The organism is Streptomyces sp. NPDC058534 (assembly GCF_042717365.1).
Lineage (GTDB): Bacteria > Actinomycetota > Actinomycetes > Streptomycetales > Streptomycetaceae > Streptomyces.
The window spans coordinates 40,100-55,414 of the sequence record NZ_JBHXNW010000003.1 but is presented as its reverse complement, the minus strand read 5'-3'; the positions used below and the strand labels follow the sequence as shown (position 1 = coordinate 55,414).

Here is a 15,315-nt window from a genome sequence, read left to right as displayed (position 1 = left end):
CTAAACGACACGCATCCCCACACGTCACGCAATTCGGCTGCTGCCACGCGTCGCTCTGAGGTCACGTCACGCGCTTCGCATCGTGACGAGCAGGCCGGAGGTGGACCTGAGCGGGCAGTTCGTCCAACCCCGCTGAAAGGCGGGTGTGTTCTAGTGCCTCGGTGCGCAGCAGGGCCAGGGTGTGAGCCGGGTCGGCATGTGGGTCGAGCGTGACGGTCAGGAGTACGCGCGGCTGAGTGCCGCTGCCGCGGAGTACAGCACGCGCCTGCGCGACGCCCTCCAGCGATTCCGCCTCCGCGGTAAGGGCCTTCTCCAGGGTGCGGGCGCGGAGCCGTGCACCTTCCCCATCGCCGCTGTCGACGAGCACCTCTGCCAACCGTCGCCGACGGAGCTGGGAGATCAGCCACCACAACGCGAGCAGCACCAGAATGCTCAGCGCGGCAATGACGACCGGCCACCACCAGCCTTCGTCTCTCCAGCGCGTCCGGTCCCGTTTGGTGAGCAGGACGTCGTCAGGTCCGGTGAACGGCCATGCGGAGCTCAGGCTGAAGCCCCAACGCTGCTGCAGATTGAAGCTGCCCACGAGCACGGCCAGACCGAGCGCGAGGAGCACCAGCCCGGCCAGTGTCAGCAGTGTCCGGTTCGTGGCCCGCAGCATGTCGGTCTCTCACTTCTTCGACGGACGGCGGTTCGGTCGCCCCACACGCAGGGAGACACCGAGGGGATGGGCGAGCCCGAGGGAGTCGATGCCGCTCTGGAGGGCGGCATTCAGATCAGCGCGTACGTCCTGCAGATCGCGGAAGTGGGTCACTGCCCTGACCTTTGCCTTGCGCCGCTTCACCTTCACGCGTGCCGACTGCACACCGGGAACCGCCATGGCCCGGTCGCGCAGGACGAGCCCGACCGCGGACCGTTCCAGTGCGGCCCGTGTGTGCGGGTCTTGTGGGCGCATCGGGAGCAGGCGGCGCATCCCGGGCGTGAAGGCGTGGATCAGCAGCCACAGCCCGAGGACGGCGGCGGCGATGGCCCCCACCCGGATCCAGACATCCCGCAGCTGCCGGGTTGCCAGCTCGTCCGCCAGGGCGCGGCGCCAGGTCATGCCCGGGCGATCCAGCCGGACTGAGACCACGTCGTAAAGGAGCAGTGCCAGCCCGGCAAGGAGGAGCGCAGACAGGAGCAGGGCGGCGACCCGGCGAAGTGACCAGAAGCGACGCGTGGGCCCCTCGGATTCGGCAGGGGCTCCAGAGGGGGCATCCTGCGACCCCGGGGCCTGCTTGTCGAGGGTGGGCAGGCGCTGGGTGGTGCCGTCCTCGTCTGCATGTGCGGAGGTGTCGCTGTTCACCGCAGTCCCCCGCCCGTCGACGCGTCATCCAGGTGCGGCGCGTGCAACCGGCGTACTCGCACGGCTACTTCGGGAACGTCCATGTCCGCCAACGCGCTCACGCGGTTCGTCACGTGTCGGCGCACCTCCCCACATTGCCCCCCGATGTCGCTGGGATAGCCGAGCTCGATGTCGAGGGAGACGCGGGCCTCCCCCCGGTTCTCGCCGCGCCCGGAAGGCTCGCGTACCCGGACCGAGGCACGCGGGCGGGCACTTGTGTCCCGGGGCAGGACGTCCGCGCCGGACCCGGTGCGCAGCGCCTCTAGGGCGGCCCGGGCTGCGATCTTGGCGACGACGCGGTCAGCCATGCGGGTCACCCCTCGCCCGGCCGCTTCGGCGGCGTGCTCCACCTGAGTCACCGGGGCCCGAGCCGTTCGCCTCTACCGGAACGGGACCGGATGAAGTCGCCGGCCTCCCAGTCGCCGGCCGCGAACCGCCCCGCCACGAAGCCGAGCGCGCCGAGTCCCGCGACCAGCAGGAAAGCACCGAACCCGCCGAACCATCCGGCGAAGGCCAACGCCATGCCGACCATGAGGCCGACCACAGCCATATTCATGAGCGCTCCTTCGCGCAGGTCGTCGGGTCGCTGCTACCGGATGCGCCGCTCAGTGTCCGGCTCGTCTTCCTCATCGGGGAGGCGGACGTCGCTGATGTAGATGTTCACTTCCACGACTTCCAGCCCCGTCATACGCTCCACGGCGGAGATCACGTTCTCGCGTACTTCCCCGGCCACGTCGCCGATCCGCACGTCGTACTCGGCCACGATCGCCAGATCGATCGCCGCTTGCCGCTCGCCGACCTCGGCCTTCACGCCCCGGGTGATGGACGCGCTCCCCGCGCCGGGGGTGGCATCCCGCACTGCGCCCGCGGCGCGGCGGAAGACGTTGCCCATCGCGTGGACTCCGCTGACCTCGCGGGTCGCCATCGCGGCGATCTTCAGCACCACGACGTCCGCGATGACCGTGCGCCCCTGGCCCGCTGACTGATCCCGACCCCCGAAGCTCTGCCGCTTACTGGCTGCAGATGACCCGGCCGAGATCCCGGAGTCACCGCGCTGAGAGGTGTCCGTCATCGTTCTTCGCCTTCCCAGGGGACGTCGAGCAGGCCAGTGGAGCACCGGTCTGCCATTCAAACTCAGGATGACTGGAAAGCGATGTATGTGCACTTTAGACAGGTCGACTCAAGTGACGTCCGAGCCGTGGCGTGTCTCCACCCTCACCCTGGACCGGAAAATCGTCGCCGAACGATGATCTCGTGATGGCTCAGACGGCGTGGCCCGCCCTTTCGTACAGGTGCTCGGGGCTGTCGGGCACGAAGCTGTACTGCAGGGATTCGTGTCGGCGGTGCCGGCCGGCCTGGTTCACCTCGTACGACGCGACCTTCGGGGACAGTCGCCCCTCTGTGGCGAGGGTCTGGGCCCGCACGAGCAGAGCCTTGGGACTCAGGCCCAGCTCTTCCGCAACCGCCTGAAGGTCCAAGCCGGATTGCCAGCTCCACTGCAATACGGAGTCCATCCCAGCCGTCCAGGTCACCGCGACATCCGGAGTCCCGCTCTCGACCATCGGCGGCTGGGCAGGAGGTCCTACTTCGGAGCGTGGAAGAGGGATGGTGGTGCTGACTGCATCCTTGGGTGGCCTCTCTTCTTGAAGCGGGGCCGGTGGTGCTGGTGGAGCAGGTGGGACCGGAGGCTGCTCGGGAATCGCTTCGGGTGGCGGGCTGAGCAGCTGCTCGGCGACGGTACGGGCGTCATCCTTGCCCACCGTTCGGCGGGCGACGCGGACCTCCCGTTCGCTCAACCCCAACAGGTCGGCCACAGCTCCGTCGCTTCCCACGGTCACGGCAAAGGCGGCCAATGCCCTCGTCCGGCTGGCCAAGGCTTCATCCAGAACCGCCTGTGTCTCACGCACCTGATCGTCCGTGCTGCAAAACGCCTCGGCCAGCAGAGTATTGCGCTCCCAAAGTTCACGTGGTTCCACGAAGGCAACAACGTTTCTTCGTCAGCACAGACACCCAAACGGGGTGTGATCACTCTAAGGGTGTACCAACAGTCTTATATTGCGAACGATCAAACAGGGTGACCCTGTTGGCCTCGCCCAAGGGCAGCAACGGTCTGTTCCAGTTTGTCCTCTACTGCTCTTCTTTTAGGCGAACTTGTGGCCCAAACCCGCCAGCGGGCAGTGCGGCCTCGTCACGCAAGCGGCGATCGACGAGCCCGTTCGGGTGTGCGGCAGCTACATCAGTCGAAGGCAAGGCCACGAAAGGAGTTGCGGATGTCCGTGAGGGGTCGGCGGTCGCGGGTGTAGTAGAGCTTGTTGGTCAGCAGGATCGCCCACCGCCGCTGCCCGGGTGAGATCCACATGCCGGTGCCGGTGAACCCGTAGTGAACCCAGACGTCTTCGGCTGGGGCTGCGCCGGGGGCGGGGTGCCAGAACAGTCCGCGTACGGGTTCGAGGCCACCGGTCTGGACGGTCAGTGACTCCGCGACCCAGTCCGGCCCGAACCCGGTCCGTGCTGGGGCGGTGGCACTGTCCAGCATGTAGCGAAGGAAGACGGTGAGGTCGTCGAGGACCGTGAAGGCACCGGCGATTCCGCACACTCCACCAAGAAGCCGGGCGGAGAAGTCGTGGGCGATGCCCTTGAGGTGCGTATCGGTGTCCTGGTCGAGTTCCGTCGGTGCGCATCGGGCGGCGATCTCGGCGGGCAGGGGTCCGAAGCGGGTGGCGTCCATGCCGAGGGGCTGCCAAGTCCGCTCCTCGGCGACATGGTTGAGGCTCTGGCCAGATAGGTATTCGGCAAGGTAGCCGAGGATGAGCGCGGCTCGGTCGGTGTACTCGACTGCCTCGCCGGGTCGGCGGTGAAGGGCCTCGTGCAGGACGCCGTCACGAATGTCCTGGGCGTCGGTGCCGTAGAGGTTCTTCAGCTGGGCCCGCAGGGGGGCACCGGCGGTGTGGGTCAGCAACTGTCGGGCGGTCACCGCTCCGAGTGGGTGGCCTGCGACCTCCGGCCAGAAGCTGCCGACAGCGACGTCCAGTTCGAGCTTGCCTTCCTCCCAGAGAGCACCGATCGAGGACCAGACCGCGAGGATCTTGGTCAGGCTGGCGGCGTCGAAGACGGTGTCGGGGCGCATCGACGCCTCCGGCTCGTCGGGGTCGAGGACGCCTGTGGTGCCCGATGCGCGGATGCCCTCGGCGTCGCCAACTGCCCAGACCGCGCCCGGGTAGACCTTGTCGCGGACGCCTTCACCCAGCAGCTGCTCGATGCGCTCGATTGCGTACGTCATGGTCTCCCTGTTCGCCGTGGGTATCCCGTTGGCCAGCGTAGTGATCTGGGTGTGAGGGACGAGGAATGCTGGCCGCTTCAGCCGCGGGTGGCGTCCGCACGGCATCAGGTGAACTGCTCGCCAAGTTCGGTCAGGGCCTGAGCTGCCGCTGAGAGGGGGTAGCGGGCTGCGTTCGCGTAGCCCGACTGACGAAGCGCGAGCAGCAGGCCCGGAGCGGTCCGCAGCCGATCCAGGTCGCGGCCGAGCGCGGCGGGGTGGGTGAAGTCGGTGGATACTCCGGACGTGGCGAGGACTTCGCTGAGACCGGGCACGGGCTGGTACAGGACGGGCAGGCCGCAGGCTTGGGCCTCCAGCGCCACCAGTCCCATGGCCTCCAGGGTGGTGGACGGTATGGCAAGTACGTCGTGCTCGGCGAAGGCTTTCCACAGCTGTGGACGGCGCAGCCAGCCGAGGTATTGGGCCCGCAGTCCAGTCCGCTGAAGGAGCGGGGCCAAGGCGTGGAACTGGGCTCTGGGGGCGGCGATGCTCAGCTCGACGCCTGGAATGGGCGCCAGGCTTGTGACCAGTCGCTCGACACCCTTCTCGGCTGTCAGGCGACCCGCGTACAGCACCCTCAGATGGCTGGTCGAGGTCCGGACGGGCCGGGTCGGCGGATCCGTGAGAAGGCGGTCCGGGATGCCCCATGGGATGCGGACGACCTTTCGTCGGTCGACTCGTGGGGCGAGTTTGAGCAGGTGATCGGCCATCGCGCTAGTGGGGACCACGATGGCGTCAGCGGCCCTCGCGGTCTCGCGTAGGACCTGAAGCTGTTCGCGGTGGGCCTCGGCGAAGATCAGGTCGGTGCCGTGGACCAAGGCGATCCTGGGGTGCGCCGGCAGCGCTCGGAGCAAGGCTGGAGTGGCGCCGAATGTGAGGTGTTGCAGGTGCAGTACGCCGATCTGTGCCGGACCGATGGCGGTCGCCAGGGCCCGGCGTAGGGCTGCGACGTAGCGACTGAAGCCGACGCCTTCCAGGCACTTCCCGGATACCGCCAACAAGTCGAGCCCGGGCGGCAGAGTCGGTCGGGGACCGGTGGGGGCCAGCATGAAGGCCCGCGCGGGGATGAGTGGTCTGTCGCCGGTATACAGGTCGAGGAAGAGTTCGACGCTGCCGCCCGGGCTTCCGGCCGGGAGGTCCAGGAACGTGGCGGCCAGCGAACCCGCGGCGGGGCGTACGACGGGGGGAGTCACAGTCCTCCTTGACGGATCTCTTCGTACAGGCGGGAGATGCCGATGCCCTTCGTCGCCGCGTACTTGGCGTACGCCTGCTGATAGCTGGCCGGGCTGCCGAGGGTGGTGAGGAAGACCAGCTTCCCGAAGGTCATCCCTGGATAGACGCGGGTGGGCCTGGCGACACGGATCTCCAACGTCCAGCGGATCGCGTGGCCCTGGTGGCCGAGTGGGGCGGAGACGTGGACCCAGATGCCGAGGGCTCCGATGGTGCGGTCCCCGTTGAGCAGTTGTGCGTACGTTTCCGAGCTGGTCTTCTCCAGGGTGACGCCCAGGTAGAGCACTCCGGGCTCCAGGACCAAGCCAGCTGCAGGGATGGGGTGTTCGGTGTACGCGGTGGGGGCGGCGGCGTCCAGGTCGGCCTCGCAGGCGCGGATCGTGTCGCCCAGGCGCCAGTCGTAGGCGTTGGGCGAGAGCCGCGCGGGCTCGTAGGGGGAGATGGTGATCTCTCCCGCGCTGATGGCGGCGGCAATGGCGTGCCCCGTAAGGATCATGAGGCCACCGCCTCGACGCGTGCCGTGTCGAGCCAGTAGCGGGAGGGCTGCGGACCGGCGGCGCCCTGGTACTTGCCTCGGTACAGGTCGACGTCACCGGTGGAGACGAAGAACATGATCTGCCCGATCTTCATGCCCGCGTACACCCGCAGTGGGCGGATGGGCGAGAGCATCAGGGTCCACTGGCCGTGGAAGCCGATGTCGCCGATCGGTGCGGTGATCTCGACGAACAGGCCGAGGCGGCCGACCGATGAGCGGCCGAAGAGCAGGGGGACGAAGACGTCCGACCCGACCTCCTCGATGGTGTGCCCGAGGTACAGCTCGCCGGGCTGGAGGACGTATCCGTCGTTGCCGATAAGGGCCGAGCGTGTGGGGTTGGCGTGGTGGGCGTCGATCACCTCGGCGGTGTACATCAGCAGGGTCGGACCGAGGCGGACGTTGTAGCTGTTGGGGTTGGTCTGGTCCGGGGCGAAGGGGGTGATGCGTAAGCGCCCGTCGGCCACGGCGGCTTTGATCTCGGGCCCGGTGAGGATCATTGCTCGCCGCCTTCTGGGGACTGGTCGGAGGTGGGGACTGAGGTGGTCAGGACGCGGCACACGGCCTGCCCGAGCTGTATGCCTGCTTGGTGAGTTCGCCCGCCCAGGTAGCTGTCGGCGAGGTAGTCGGTGGTCAGTACGGTGCGGATTGCTGGGGGCAGGGGAGCAGGGGCGAGGACCAGGGGTCCGACGAGTTCGGTGAGGTGGTCGAGCAGCTTGTCGTGGTCCTGGACGTGCGGCTCGGGGACGAAGGCGTGCACGAGCTGGTTGCCGAAGGGCTCGATGGCCAGCAGGTCGCCGAGGGTCAGGGTGGTGCCGAGTTGTACGGGACGCAGGGCGGTCTCGTTGAGGACGACCGCGTCGGCGCCGAGGCCGGAGTGCAGTCGGCCGGCGATCTCTTCGAGCAGTTCGCGGCGGTCCAACAGCGTATTGCGAAGGCGCTCGTTCACTGCGCCGAGGGGGCTCCTCAGCTGGAGCCCGAGGGCCGAGATCTCATCCATCAGTGAGGCGAGTTGGTGAGGCGCGCCAGAGGAGCCGGGGAAGGCGCTGGTGCGGGCTGCCCAGCCGCTGCCGACGGGCTCGGCGGCGGCGTATCCGACGCCGAGTTCGCGCGCCTTGACCACGAGGGTGTCGCCGACGCGCACGGGACCGAAGCTGTCGCTGTGGCAGTGCCCGGCGAAGATGACGTCGGCGGACGGGCATGCGGCGGCCAGTTTCAGGTCCTCCGCGAAGCCGGAGTGGGACAGCACCATCCAGGCGTCGGCGCGGTGATGGTGCTCCAGCATCACTTCGCGCAGAGCCTGAGCCGGGTCGCTGACGTGATGACCGGCACGCTGGTGAAGTGGGATGGCGTTGAACGCCTGCGGGCCCATCACCGCGGTGACGGCGACTCGCCGCCCTCCGATGTCCTGGATGCGTAGGCGGTCAAAGAGCGGCTGGCCGCCGTCGTCGGTTGTGTTCGCGCACACCGTCATCCGGTGCAGCTGCGGCTCGAAGTAGTGCGGCCAGCCGTGGTTTCCGGGTGCGAGCAGGTCGTAGAGGGTGGTGAGGAGCTCCCGCTCGATGCGCCCCTGGCCGAGGCGGTAGTAGCCGCTGCCCTCGAAGAAGTCGCCGCAGTCCACGATCAGGCTGTCGGGCCTGGCTGCGTGCAGGTGAGCGAGCATCGGGGTGGCCGAGTCGAAGGTGGAGTGGACGTCGGTCGTGGCGATGATCTGGCGGAGCTGCCGGTTCACGGGGTCACCTCGCAGATGTCTGCTCCGAGGGCGTGCAGCTTGACGGGCAGGTCGGCGTGGCCCCGCCGGAGCTGTTCGAGGCCGCCGAGGGTGGTCACGCCGCGAGCGGTGAGTCCGGCGATGAGCAGGGCGGAGCCCGTGCGGATGTCGGTGGCTTCAACTCCGGCACCCGTCAACTGCTGCGGCCCGGCGAAGCGGCACTGCGTGGGCGAAAGCTCATCGATCGTGGCTCCGAGACGGACGAGCTGGGGCAGCAGGTTGCCGTGGCGGCCGGGGTTGATCTCGTCGGCGAACAGGTGGATGCCGGGCAAGGTGAGAGCCAGGGCTATCAGCGCCGGCTCGAAGTCCGCGTCCAGGCCGCCGGGGGAAAGCGAGGCAATGGCCCGCAGTGGTCGACCGGTGGGCTGGGCGTCCTGAGCCTGGACGGCGAGGGTGCCGTCCTCGGCGTCGGCGGGTGCGCCGAGCCAGCGCAGCGCGTTGACCAGAGGGGCGATGTCGTCGCGACGTACGCCGAGGATCTGGGCGTTGCCGCCGGTCACCGCGACGGCACATGCCAGGGTGCCTGCCTCGATCTTGTCGCCAGGCACCCTCCACGCGATCTCTCCACCGGAGGCGGACGCAGGCGGCTGGAGCACGAGAACGGTCTCGCTTACCCGGCACTGCCATCCAGTCATTTTCAACGCCTCTACGACGCACAGCACTTCGGGCGACAGATTGGGCTGCCCCAGACGCAGCGGACGTCCGGCGACGACCGCGCGCAGGACAGCGGCGATGCTCGCCCCGCGGGACCGGAAGGGGAGCATGATCGAGACCGTCCCGCGTCCACCGGTGGCCGCCTCCACGAGGTAGCCGTGGTCATCGACGGTCGAGCGGTCGCCGAACCGCTCGTACACCTTGAAGTGCAGGTCCATCCCGCGTTCCCCGATGGCGCAGCCGCCCGGCCACGGCAGGCGGGCCCGTCCGTAGGCGCCGAGCAGCGCTGGGACCAGGTAGTACGAGGCCCGGATCCGGGCAGCGACCTCGGAATCCGCATCCGGCTGCGGCTTGTCGCTCGGCAGGATCAGCGTGGTGTGCGGATCGCTGACCGGGCGGGCAGCGTGCCAGCCCGCCTGCTGGAGGAGGGTGAGCATCGTCTCGACGTCCGTGTTCGCCGGGACATTGCTCAGGTGCACCGGGCGGTGAAGGGCGGCCGCGGCGGCCAGTAGGGGCAGGGCCGCGTTCTTCGACCCGTCGACGGTCACCGCCCCGGCAAGCGGAACGCTCGGTCGCACGGCGACCACTTCGGCTGCGACTGGGGAAATTCGTACGACTGGCAACGGTCAACTCCTCATCTGGGGCGCCTGTGTTGTGGCGATTGGGAGTCGGGCGCTGAACTCGAATTCGGCCCAGCAGCGCTTGCCGGAGGGCAGCACATCGAATCCGTGGCGGTCGGCGAGCGCGGCGACGAGGAACAGGCCGCGCCCGTCTTCCGCGTCCGCATCCGGCAGCCTGACTTCGGGGATTGCGGAGCTGGTGTCGATCACCGCGACCCGCAGTGCCTTGCCGTTCAGGTCTGCCTCGGCTGTGATCGAGCCTTCGTGCGCGTGCCGCACCGCGTTGGTGATCAGCTCTGAGGCCACCAACTCAGCTGCATTCAGGAGTTCAGGCCCGAGAGCGGCACCCCAGTCCCGTATCTCCTCCGCGATCTGCCGGCGCGCGGACGCGGCACCCGCAGACGTGCCGAAGACGGGAATCCGGATGTGATGCGCTTCCATGAGCGGCCTCCTGATTGGTTCGGCTACTCCACGCAATCGCCACCCGGGCCTCTTACACCAGGACGTGTGCTGGAGCTGCATCGTCTATGCAGGAGCTGCATCACGGTGAACTGCCCGTCCATTAGGCTCGGTTGAGCAGGCAGGATCGGCGGCGGCAGAGGGAGCCGTGGCACAGATGGCCGAAGCGCAAAGCGAAGCGAGACGGATCGGTGAAGTGATCCGTCAGGCACGCGTGTTACAGCGGCGCTCGCAGAAGGACGTCGCCTCCGCCCTGGGCTATCACCAGTCCAAGGTGAGTCGCCTGGAGAACGGCAGGGGCACGGACGACGTCCGCATGCTGCGCGCAGTCGCGCAAGTGCTGGCCATTCCGCCACACCGCCTCGGCCTCGCCGTGGCCTCGGACATCAGCCCCTCCGAACCCGAGACAGAGGACATGCGCCGCCGTACCGTTCTCGCCGCCGGCATCGCCGCGCTCGCGGCCCCGACCGTCCCTGGCACCGCCCATCAGGACCTGGTCCAGTCTCTGCTGCCTGGCGCAGCCCGCCTGACAGCCGAACCGATGCCGGATCTCCAGAGCCTGCGAGATCAGATCGCAGGCGTGCGCCGTCTCTTCTGCACCTGCGACTACATGAAGCTGGAGGGCACGCTGCCCGTCCTGATCGGGCAGTTGCGGCAAGCCATCAGCGAAAGCCCCGGCTCGACCGACCTGTCCGGTCTCCTCGCCACGGCCTACCAGACCTCGGCGAGCCTGCTGCTCAAGCAGAGCGACCAGGGCAACGCGTGGCTCGCCGTCGGACGCGCCATGTCCGAGGCCGAACGCTCGGGCGACCCCGTCGTCCTCGCCTCCAGTGTCCGCGTGCACGCTCACGCCTTGGCTCGCGACAGCCACACCGCTCAGGCCGTCACCCTTGTCCGGCACACGGCCGACCAGCTCACGGGCTCGTACGATCAACGCTCCCCGAGGTACCTCGCGGCACTCGGCCTGCTGCTTCTGCGCGGTGTCACAGCGGCCAGCAGCGGCGGCGACCGTTCCGCCACCCAGGACTTCCTCACCGAGGCGAAGGACGTGGCCCGCTACGTCGCGCTCGACAGCCCCGACGCCTGGGCCAACTTCAGCCCGACCAACGTCGCCCTGCACGGCCTCAGCGCGGCTGTCGTCTTCGGTGACGCGGGCGTCGCCCTGGACACTGCCCGGCCTCTCATGCGCCGCCACATCCCCGTCCCCGAGCGCCGTGCCGCGCTGTGGATCGAGGCAGGCCGCGCCTACAGCCAGCAGGGCCGCCTGGCGGACGGGTACCAGGCCCTCCGCATCGCCGAGAGCTGCGCTGCCCAGGACATCCGGCGCCCGGCCGTGCGCGAGCTGGTGGCCGACATGGCGGCCCGCGACCGCCGTCGTACGCTGCCTGAACTGCACCGCTTCAGTCGTCAACTGGGAGTCCCCGCGTGAGCGATCAGCCCGACCAGCAGGCCAAGAAGCCCTTCCTGTACGTCGTCGTGTGCGCCTGCGGCATCGCCGGCGACGTCGGCAAGCTGATCACCGCAGCCCAGGAGGCGAACTGGGACGTGGGCGTCATCGCCACTCCGCAGGGCCTCGGCTTCCTGGACGCCGAGGCGGTCGAGGCACAGACCGGCTACCCGATCCGCTCAGCCTGGCGCTCGCCCGGCGACCCTCGCCCGCTGCCGCCCGCCGACGCCATCGCCGTGGCCCCAGCCAGCTTCAACACGATCAACAAATGGGCAGCTGGGATCTCCGACACCCTGGCGTTGGGCATTCTGTGCGAGGCGTACGGCTTCGGTATCCCGACGGCGGTCCTCCCGTATCTCAACTCCGCCATGGCGGCCCATCCCGCATACGGCCAGAGCCTGGAGCGGCTGCGCGGGATGGGCGTCCTGATCGGTTCGTACGAGCCCCACAAGCCGAAGGCCGGCGGCGGTGCCGATCGCTTCCGCTGGGAGGAAGCGCTGGAGCTGCTCACTCCCAAGCTGTCCGCACCGGCCTGATCAGCGCCGTCGTACTGGGGCGGCCTGCGGCGGCGGAATGGGTGCGGCCGGGGGAGTCGAGGGAGCGGAGCGTTGCGCGGCGCTGCGGGCCCGGGCTGCCTGTGCTCGAGGGCTGGGGGCGTGGCGCTCGCCGAGGCGGCGGATGCGCCAGGTCAGGGTGCGGGCGGGGCTGTGGGCGTCGTCCAGGGTGCGCTGGCCGAGTGCTTGGTCGAGGACAGTGGCCGCGTTGTGTCCGGCAGTTTCTGCTTCGGCGAGCACGGTGGCGAGTGCGTCCCAGGCGGCATCGTTGAGGATGCGCTCGGCGTATTCGGGAGCGGCCTGCTGGAGGTGGCGGGCGAAGCGGTGCTTCATCTGAGGGCTGGGGGCGCGTTGCGCGAGGCCCGTCAGGACCGGCTCGGCGATCTGCGCGTAGACGACCTGCAGGTGAACGAGCGCCTGTTCGGCTGCCGCTTCCTGCTGGGCGTGCTGGTGGGTGCGGTGCCAGTGTGCGGCGAACGCCACCGCGGTGAGCACGGTGTCCAGGAGCATCGCGAACCCTGACCCGTCACTGTCCAAGGGCCGTACGCGCCAGATGGCTTGAACGCTGCGGCGCAGAGCGCGGGTGCTGTCGAGGTCGGCCGTGACGCGGGAGCGGGTGGCGCGCTCGAAGGCAGCGGTGGCCTGTTCGAGTTCGGCCCTCACCGCGGCCGGTGCGTTGATAGGGAGCAGGTCCATCACCGTGCCGAGAGCGACCAGCTGTCCCTGGGCGGTCGGGTCTTCGCCGTGAGTGAGGTGGTGGGGGATACGTTCCGTGGCGGCGGTGGCCTCGTGCCACGGGTCACCCGGCCGGACGGGGACCGGTTCCGGGCTGATGGTGGCGAGGCTCCTGCGGATCTTGGGCAGGGACAGGTCGGGGGCGAGCGTGGAGCCCGCGTAGAAGACCGGCTCACCCTTGTCGTTGGTGTCGTCGGGCAGGGCGAAGTTGCAGCCGAGCGCGTCGCCGGAGGGTCCGCGCTTGAAGCGCACGGTCACGCCCGTTGCCTCAAGCAGGGCGAAGAACTCGGCCTCGTCGGATGCGGCGGCGACCGCGCGCCGTACCCGCAGGCGCAGTACTTCGCGGGTGGCGGTGTCCTGGCCCAGGCGCTTGGCCTTGAAGTGTTCCTTGCTGGTGGGGCGCTTGGCGCCGGTTCCGTCGCCCTGCTTCAACCGCCGGAGCCCGTAGTCGACTTCGATCTGGCGGGCCTCCTTCTGGACGGCGCGCTGGTCGTAGCCGCGCTCGGGGCGGCGGCCGTCCTGGCGTACGAGGGTGGCTGCGATGTGGATGTGGTCTTCGGCGTGGCGGACGGCGACCCAGCGGCAGGCTTCCTCGTCACCGTCGGGGGCGATACCGGCGGCGGCCACCATGCGGCGGGCGATGTCCGCCCACTGGGCGTCCGTGAGGATCGGATCTTCGGGCGCGGCACGGACGGGGCAGTGCCACACGGTGTCCTTGGGCGCCTTGTCGCCCAGCATCTTCACGGGCTGGTCGAGCTGCGCGACGAGCTGGGCCATCGCGTCCTTCGGATCGCGGTGGGGGCTGCGGCCAGGGTCGGGGGCGAAGCCGTTCCAGGAGGCCACCAGATGCGGGTCGATGTGTTCGTTGGCCCGGCCTTTGCCGTAGAGGTAGCCGATCGTGCGTCGCGTGGCAGCGGGGCCCGAGCTGAGGATGATCTTGGGTATCACCTGCTTACCGCCCTTCAGTGACCTGAGCGATGGCGGTGTCTGCTGAGGCGATGGCCGCCTCGACTCGCTCCAGGAGGCTTTGGATGGTGGCGGGGTGGGGCCAGGTGCCGTCCTTGTTGAGGTGGTGGGCGAGCTGGTTGAGGTTGCTGCCGATCTTGCCGAGCTGCCCGTTGGCTGCCATCAGCGATTTGACCATGGCGCGGTAGTCGGCGACGGCCGCCGTAGGGTCGTCGGCGCGGGCGGCGGCAAGCGAGCACTCAGCCACGTAGCCGCCGAGCGCCATGCGACTCAGGGCGGCCGCATTCTTGACGAGGGCGAACTCGGCTTCGTTGTAGCGGGGGTGGACTCGGCGCTCGCGCAGCTGCTTGTCGCGTAGACGGCGACGCGGCGAAGGCTGCTGCGGCACGCTCGACGACGGCTTGCTGCCCCCAGTCTCGGACGGCTCCCCCGGGCCGACCGACTCCGGTGCCGCCTCGGCGCCGGATGCCTCCGCCGCCTCCTGGGCGGAGGCCGGGTAAGGACTCCTTACCCGACAACTTGCTGCGCTGTTTAGGTGGGTAGTCATCTGCTGCTGCGTGGTGGTGAGTTCGCTGTGACGATCGTGCATGCTTTGGGTCTCCGGGCGTGCTGGTGACATGGGTTGCCTGCGAGCCCCGTGTCCTCGCGTTGCTGTGCGCGAGGACGCGGGGGCTGTGGGCTCAGGCGGCGTCGGCGCTAACCGTGGGGTCTTCCTGTGGCTCAGCGGCGTCCAACTCGGCTTGGACGAGGTCCTTCAGCCGATCCGCTTCCTTCCGGCCGATGGTGAGCTGACGGTCTCGAAAGGTGTCTTCGATGTGGCGTCGGGAGGCCCGGTCGTTGCGCCCGAGGGGTGCGGTGCGAGCGAGGGCGAGCCGTTCGGGGTCGACATCGACAGGCTCGTGATGCTGTGGCTCGGCGGAGCGCGCCACAACGTCCGTCGCCGAAGCCACATCGTTCGATTGGTGAGCCACATCGACGCCAGTTGGCTCCCTTACGTCAAGGTGCGCACCGCGGGGGACGCCCGCTATGACCCGTTCCAGGTCGGCGCGCTGAGGGGTGGCCGCCTCCGAGCCTTCGGCGGCTCCGGGATCGGACGGACCGGTTGTGGGGTGGTGGTGGACGACGATGTAGAGGTGGACCGCGCCGGCCAAGGCGAGCGGGGCGATGGCGGACAGGCCGCCGACGGTGATGTCGTCAAGACGGAGCCCATTGCCCTGGCGGGCCTGCTGGTTGAGGCGGACGGCGTGTACGGCGTTGGCCCAGATGCTCGTCATGGTGGCCACGCCGACGAGCAGCCACACGTACAGCCGGGAGTACCAGGGGGCGGTGCGCAGCATGAGCAGGGCGCCGACGCCGACGGCGATGAACCCGTCGATCACGAGCGGGAAGGCGTAGGTCAGAAGGCCACGGATGTGGATGGCGACGCCCATCTGCCGCAGGGCATCGTAGGAGAGGGCGAAGGCGAACACGGCGAGCAGGGCAATGCCGAGGCGGATCAGGTCGGTTCCGCGTAGGGCGGCGATGCGTGCGGACAAGCGGGGGCGCTCCAGATGGCTTGGGGCGGCGGCCACGGCGCAGACAAGGGCAGAGCATGGCGTGGCCGCCGTGGGGTGCTGGGACTCGTAACACCCGTCGCATGCCTGCTCAGAG

Annotated in this window: 18 protein-coding genes; 2 read left to right on the top strand and 16 right to left on the bottom strand. The window is 69.1% G+C overall.

Features of this window, described 5'->3' with window-relative positions; all coding sequences use genetic code 11:
* Positions 1 to 61 precede the first annotated feature (61 nt).
* The 13 genes from amaP to ACFWR9_RS02155 all read right to left on the bottom strand — a co-directional run bounded on the left by amaP (position 62) and on the right by ACFWR9_RS02155 (position 9,945).
* Positions 62 to 658 (bottom strand): alkaline shock response membrane anchor protein AmaP, encoded by a 597-nt coding sequence (amaP, locus tag ACFWR9_RS02215; RefSeq protein WP_383834130.1) that lies wholly within the window; start codon positions 656 to 658, stop codon positions 62 to 64.
* A 9-nt stretch (positions 659 to 667) separates the two neighbouring features.
* The gene (locus tag ACFWR9_RS02210) at positions 668 to 1,342 is read right to left on the bottom strand and encodes a DUF6286 domain-containing protein (protein WP_383834127.1); all 675 of its coding nucleotides are present in this window, start codon (positions 1,340 to 1,342) and stop codon (positions 668 to 670) included.
* Entirely contained in the window at positions 1,339 to 1,689 is a 351-nt protein-coding gene (locus tag ACFWR9_RS02205; RefSeq protein WP_383834124.1) for a hypothetical protein, read from the bottom strand. The genes ACFWR9_RS02210 and ACFWR9_RS02205 overlap by 4 nt, the downstream gene beginning before the upstream one ends.
* A 47-nt stretch (positions 1,690 to 1,736) precedes the next feature.
* Complete coding sequence (locus ACFWR9_RS02200) at positions 1,737 to 1,937, bottom strand: hypothetical protein (RefSeq protein WP_383834121.1); 201 nt, start codon at positions 1,935 to 1,937, stop codon at positions 1,737 to 1,739.
* Positions 1,938 to 1,970: 33 nt separating this feature from the next.
* The gene (locus ACFWR9_RS02195; protein ID WP_383834118.1) at positions 1,971 to 2,453 is read right to left on the bottom strand and encodes an Asp23/Gls24 family envelope stress response protein; all 483 of its coding nucleotides are present in this window, start codon (positions 2,451 to 2,453) and stop codon (positions 1,971 to 1,973) included.
* Positions 2,454 to 2,643: 190 nt separating this feature from the next.
* On the bottom strand, positions 2,644 to 3,357 hold the full coding sequence (locus ACFWR9_RS02190) for a hypothetical protein (protein WP_383834115.1): 714 nt from the start codon (positions 3,355 to 3,357) through the stop codon (positions 2,644 to 2,646).
* 260 nt (positions 3,358 to 3,617) lie between these two features.
* Positions 3,618 to 4,661 (bottom strand): serine hydrolase domain-containing protein, encoded by a 1,044-nt coding sequence (locus tag ACFWR9_RS02185; RefSeq protein ID WP_383834112.1) that lies wholly within the window; start codon positions 4,659 to 4,661, stop codon positions 3,618 to 3,620.
* Positions 4,662 to 4,765: 104 nt separating this feature from the next.
* The gene (locus ACFWR9_RS02180) at positions 4,766 to 5,890 is read right to left on the bottom strand and encodes a glycosyltransferase family 4 protein (RefSeq protein ID WP_383834109.1); all 1,125 of its coding nucleotides are present in this window, start codon (positions 5,888 to 5,890) and stop codon (positions 4,766 to 4,768) included.
* Positions 5,887 to 6,423 carry a deoxycytidine triphosphate deaminase gene (locus tag ACFWR9_RS02175; protein WP_383834106.1) on the bottom strand — a complete coding sequence of 179 codons (537 nt, stop codon included), beginning with the start codon at positions 6,421 to 6,423 and terminating at the stop codon, positions 5,887 to 5,889. Before ACFWR9_RS02175 ends, ACFWR9_RS02180 begins: the two co-directional genes overlap by 4 nt.
* On the bottom strand, positions 6,420 to 6,959 hold the full coding sequence (gene dcd / locus ACFWR9_RS02170) for a dCTP deaminase (RefSeq protein ID WP_383834103.1): 540 nt from the start codon (positions 6,957 to 6,959) through the stop codon (positions 6,420 to 6,422). Before dcd ends, ACFWR9_RS02175 begins: the two co-directional genes overlap by 4 nt.
* Positions 6,956 to 8,191 (bottom strand): metallophosphoesterase, encoded by a 1,236-nt coding sequence (locus ACFWR9_RS02165; RefSeq protein WP_383834100.1) that lies wholly within the window; start codon positions 8,189 to 8,191, stop codon positions 6,956 to 6,958. Before ACFWR9_RS02165 ends, dcd begins: the two co-directional genes overlap by 4 nt.
* Entirely contained in the window at positions 8,188 to 9,471 is a 1,284-nt protein-coding gene (locus ACFWR9_RS02160) for a UDP-N-acetylglucosamine 1-carboxyvinyltransferase (RefSeq protein ID WP_383834540.1), read from the bottom strand. Before ACFWR9_RS02160 ends, ACFWR9_RS02165 begins: the two co-directional genes overlap by 4 nt.
* 39 nt (positions 9,472 to 9,510) lie before the next feature.
* Positions 9,511 to 9,945 carry an ATP-binding protein gene (locus ACFWR9_RS02155; RefSeq protein WP_383834097.1) on the bottom strand — a complete coding sequence of 145 codons (435 nt, stop codon included), beginning with the start codon at positions 9,943 to 9,945 and terminating at the stop codon, positions 9,511 to 9,513.
* Between the two features lie 175 nt (positions 9,946 to 10,120).
* Here ACFWR9_RS02155 and ACFWR9_RS02150 point away from each other — a divergent pair, with 175 nt between their 5' ends.
* Complete coding sequence (locus ACFWR9_RS02150; RefSeq protein ID WP_383834094.1) at positions 10,121 to 11,392, top strand: helix-turn-helix domain-containing protein; 1,272 nt, start codon at positions 10,121 to 10,123, stop codon at positions 11,390 to 11,392.
* Positions 11,389 to 11,946 carry a flavoprotein gene (locus ACFWR9_RS02145; protein WP_383834091.1) on the top strand — a complete coding sequence of 186 codons (558 nt, stop codon included), beginning with the start codon at positions 11,389 to 11,391 and terminating at the stop codon, positions 11,944 to 11,946. Before ACFWR9_RS02150 ends, ACFWR9_RS02145 begins: the two co-directional genes overlap by 4 nt.
* On the opposite strand, the gene ACFWR9_RS02140 is transcribed toward ACFWR9_RS02145, so the two are convergent.
* The 3 genes from ACFWR9_RS02140 to ACFWR9_RS02130 all read right to left on the bottom strand — a co-directional run bounded on the left by ACFWR9_RS02140 (position 11,947) and on the right by ACFWR9_RS02130 (position 15,200).
* A complete protein-coding gene (locus tag ACFWR9_RS02140) occupies positions 11,947 to 13,647 on the bottom strand; it encodes a mobilization protein (protein ID WP_383834089.1) in 1,701 nt (566 codons plus the stop codon).
* Positions 13,648 to 13,651: 4 nt separating this feature from the next.
* Positions 13,652 to 14,212 carry a plasmid mobilization protein gene (locus ACFWR9_RS02135; RefSeq protein ID WP_383834086.1) on the bottom strand — a complete coding sequence of 187 codons (561 nt, stop codon included), beginning with the start codon at positions 14,210 to 14,212 and terminating at the stop codon, positions 13,652 to 13,654.
* 133 nt (positions 14,213 to 14,345) lie between these two features.
* The gene (locus ACFWR9_RS02130) at positions 14,346 to 15,200 is read right to left on the bottom strand and encodes a DUF2637 domain-containing protein (RefSeq protein ID WP_383834537.1); all 855 of its coding nucleotides are present in this window, start codon (positions 15,198 to 15,200) and stop codon (positions 14,346 to 14,348) included.
* Between the last annotated feature and the right edge of the window lie 115 nt (positions 15,201 to 15,315).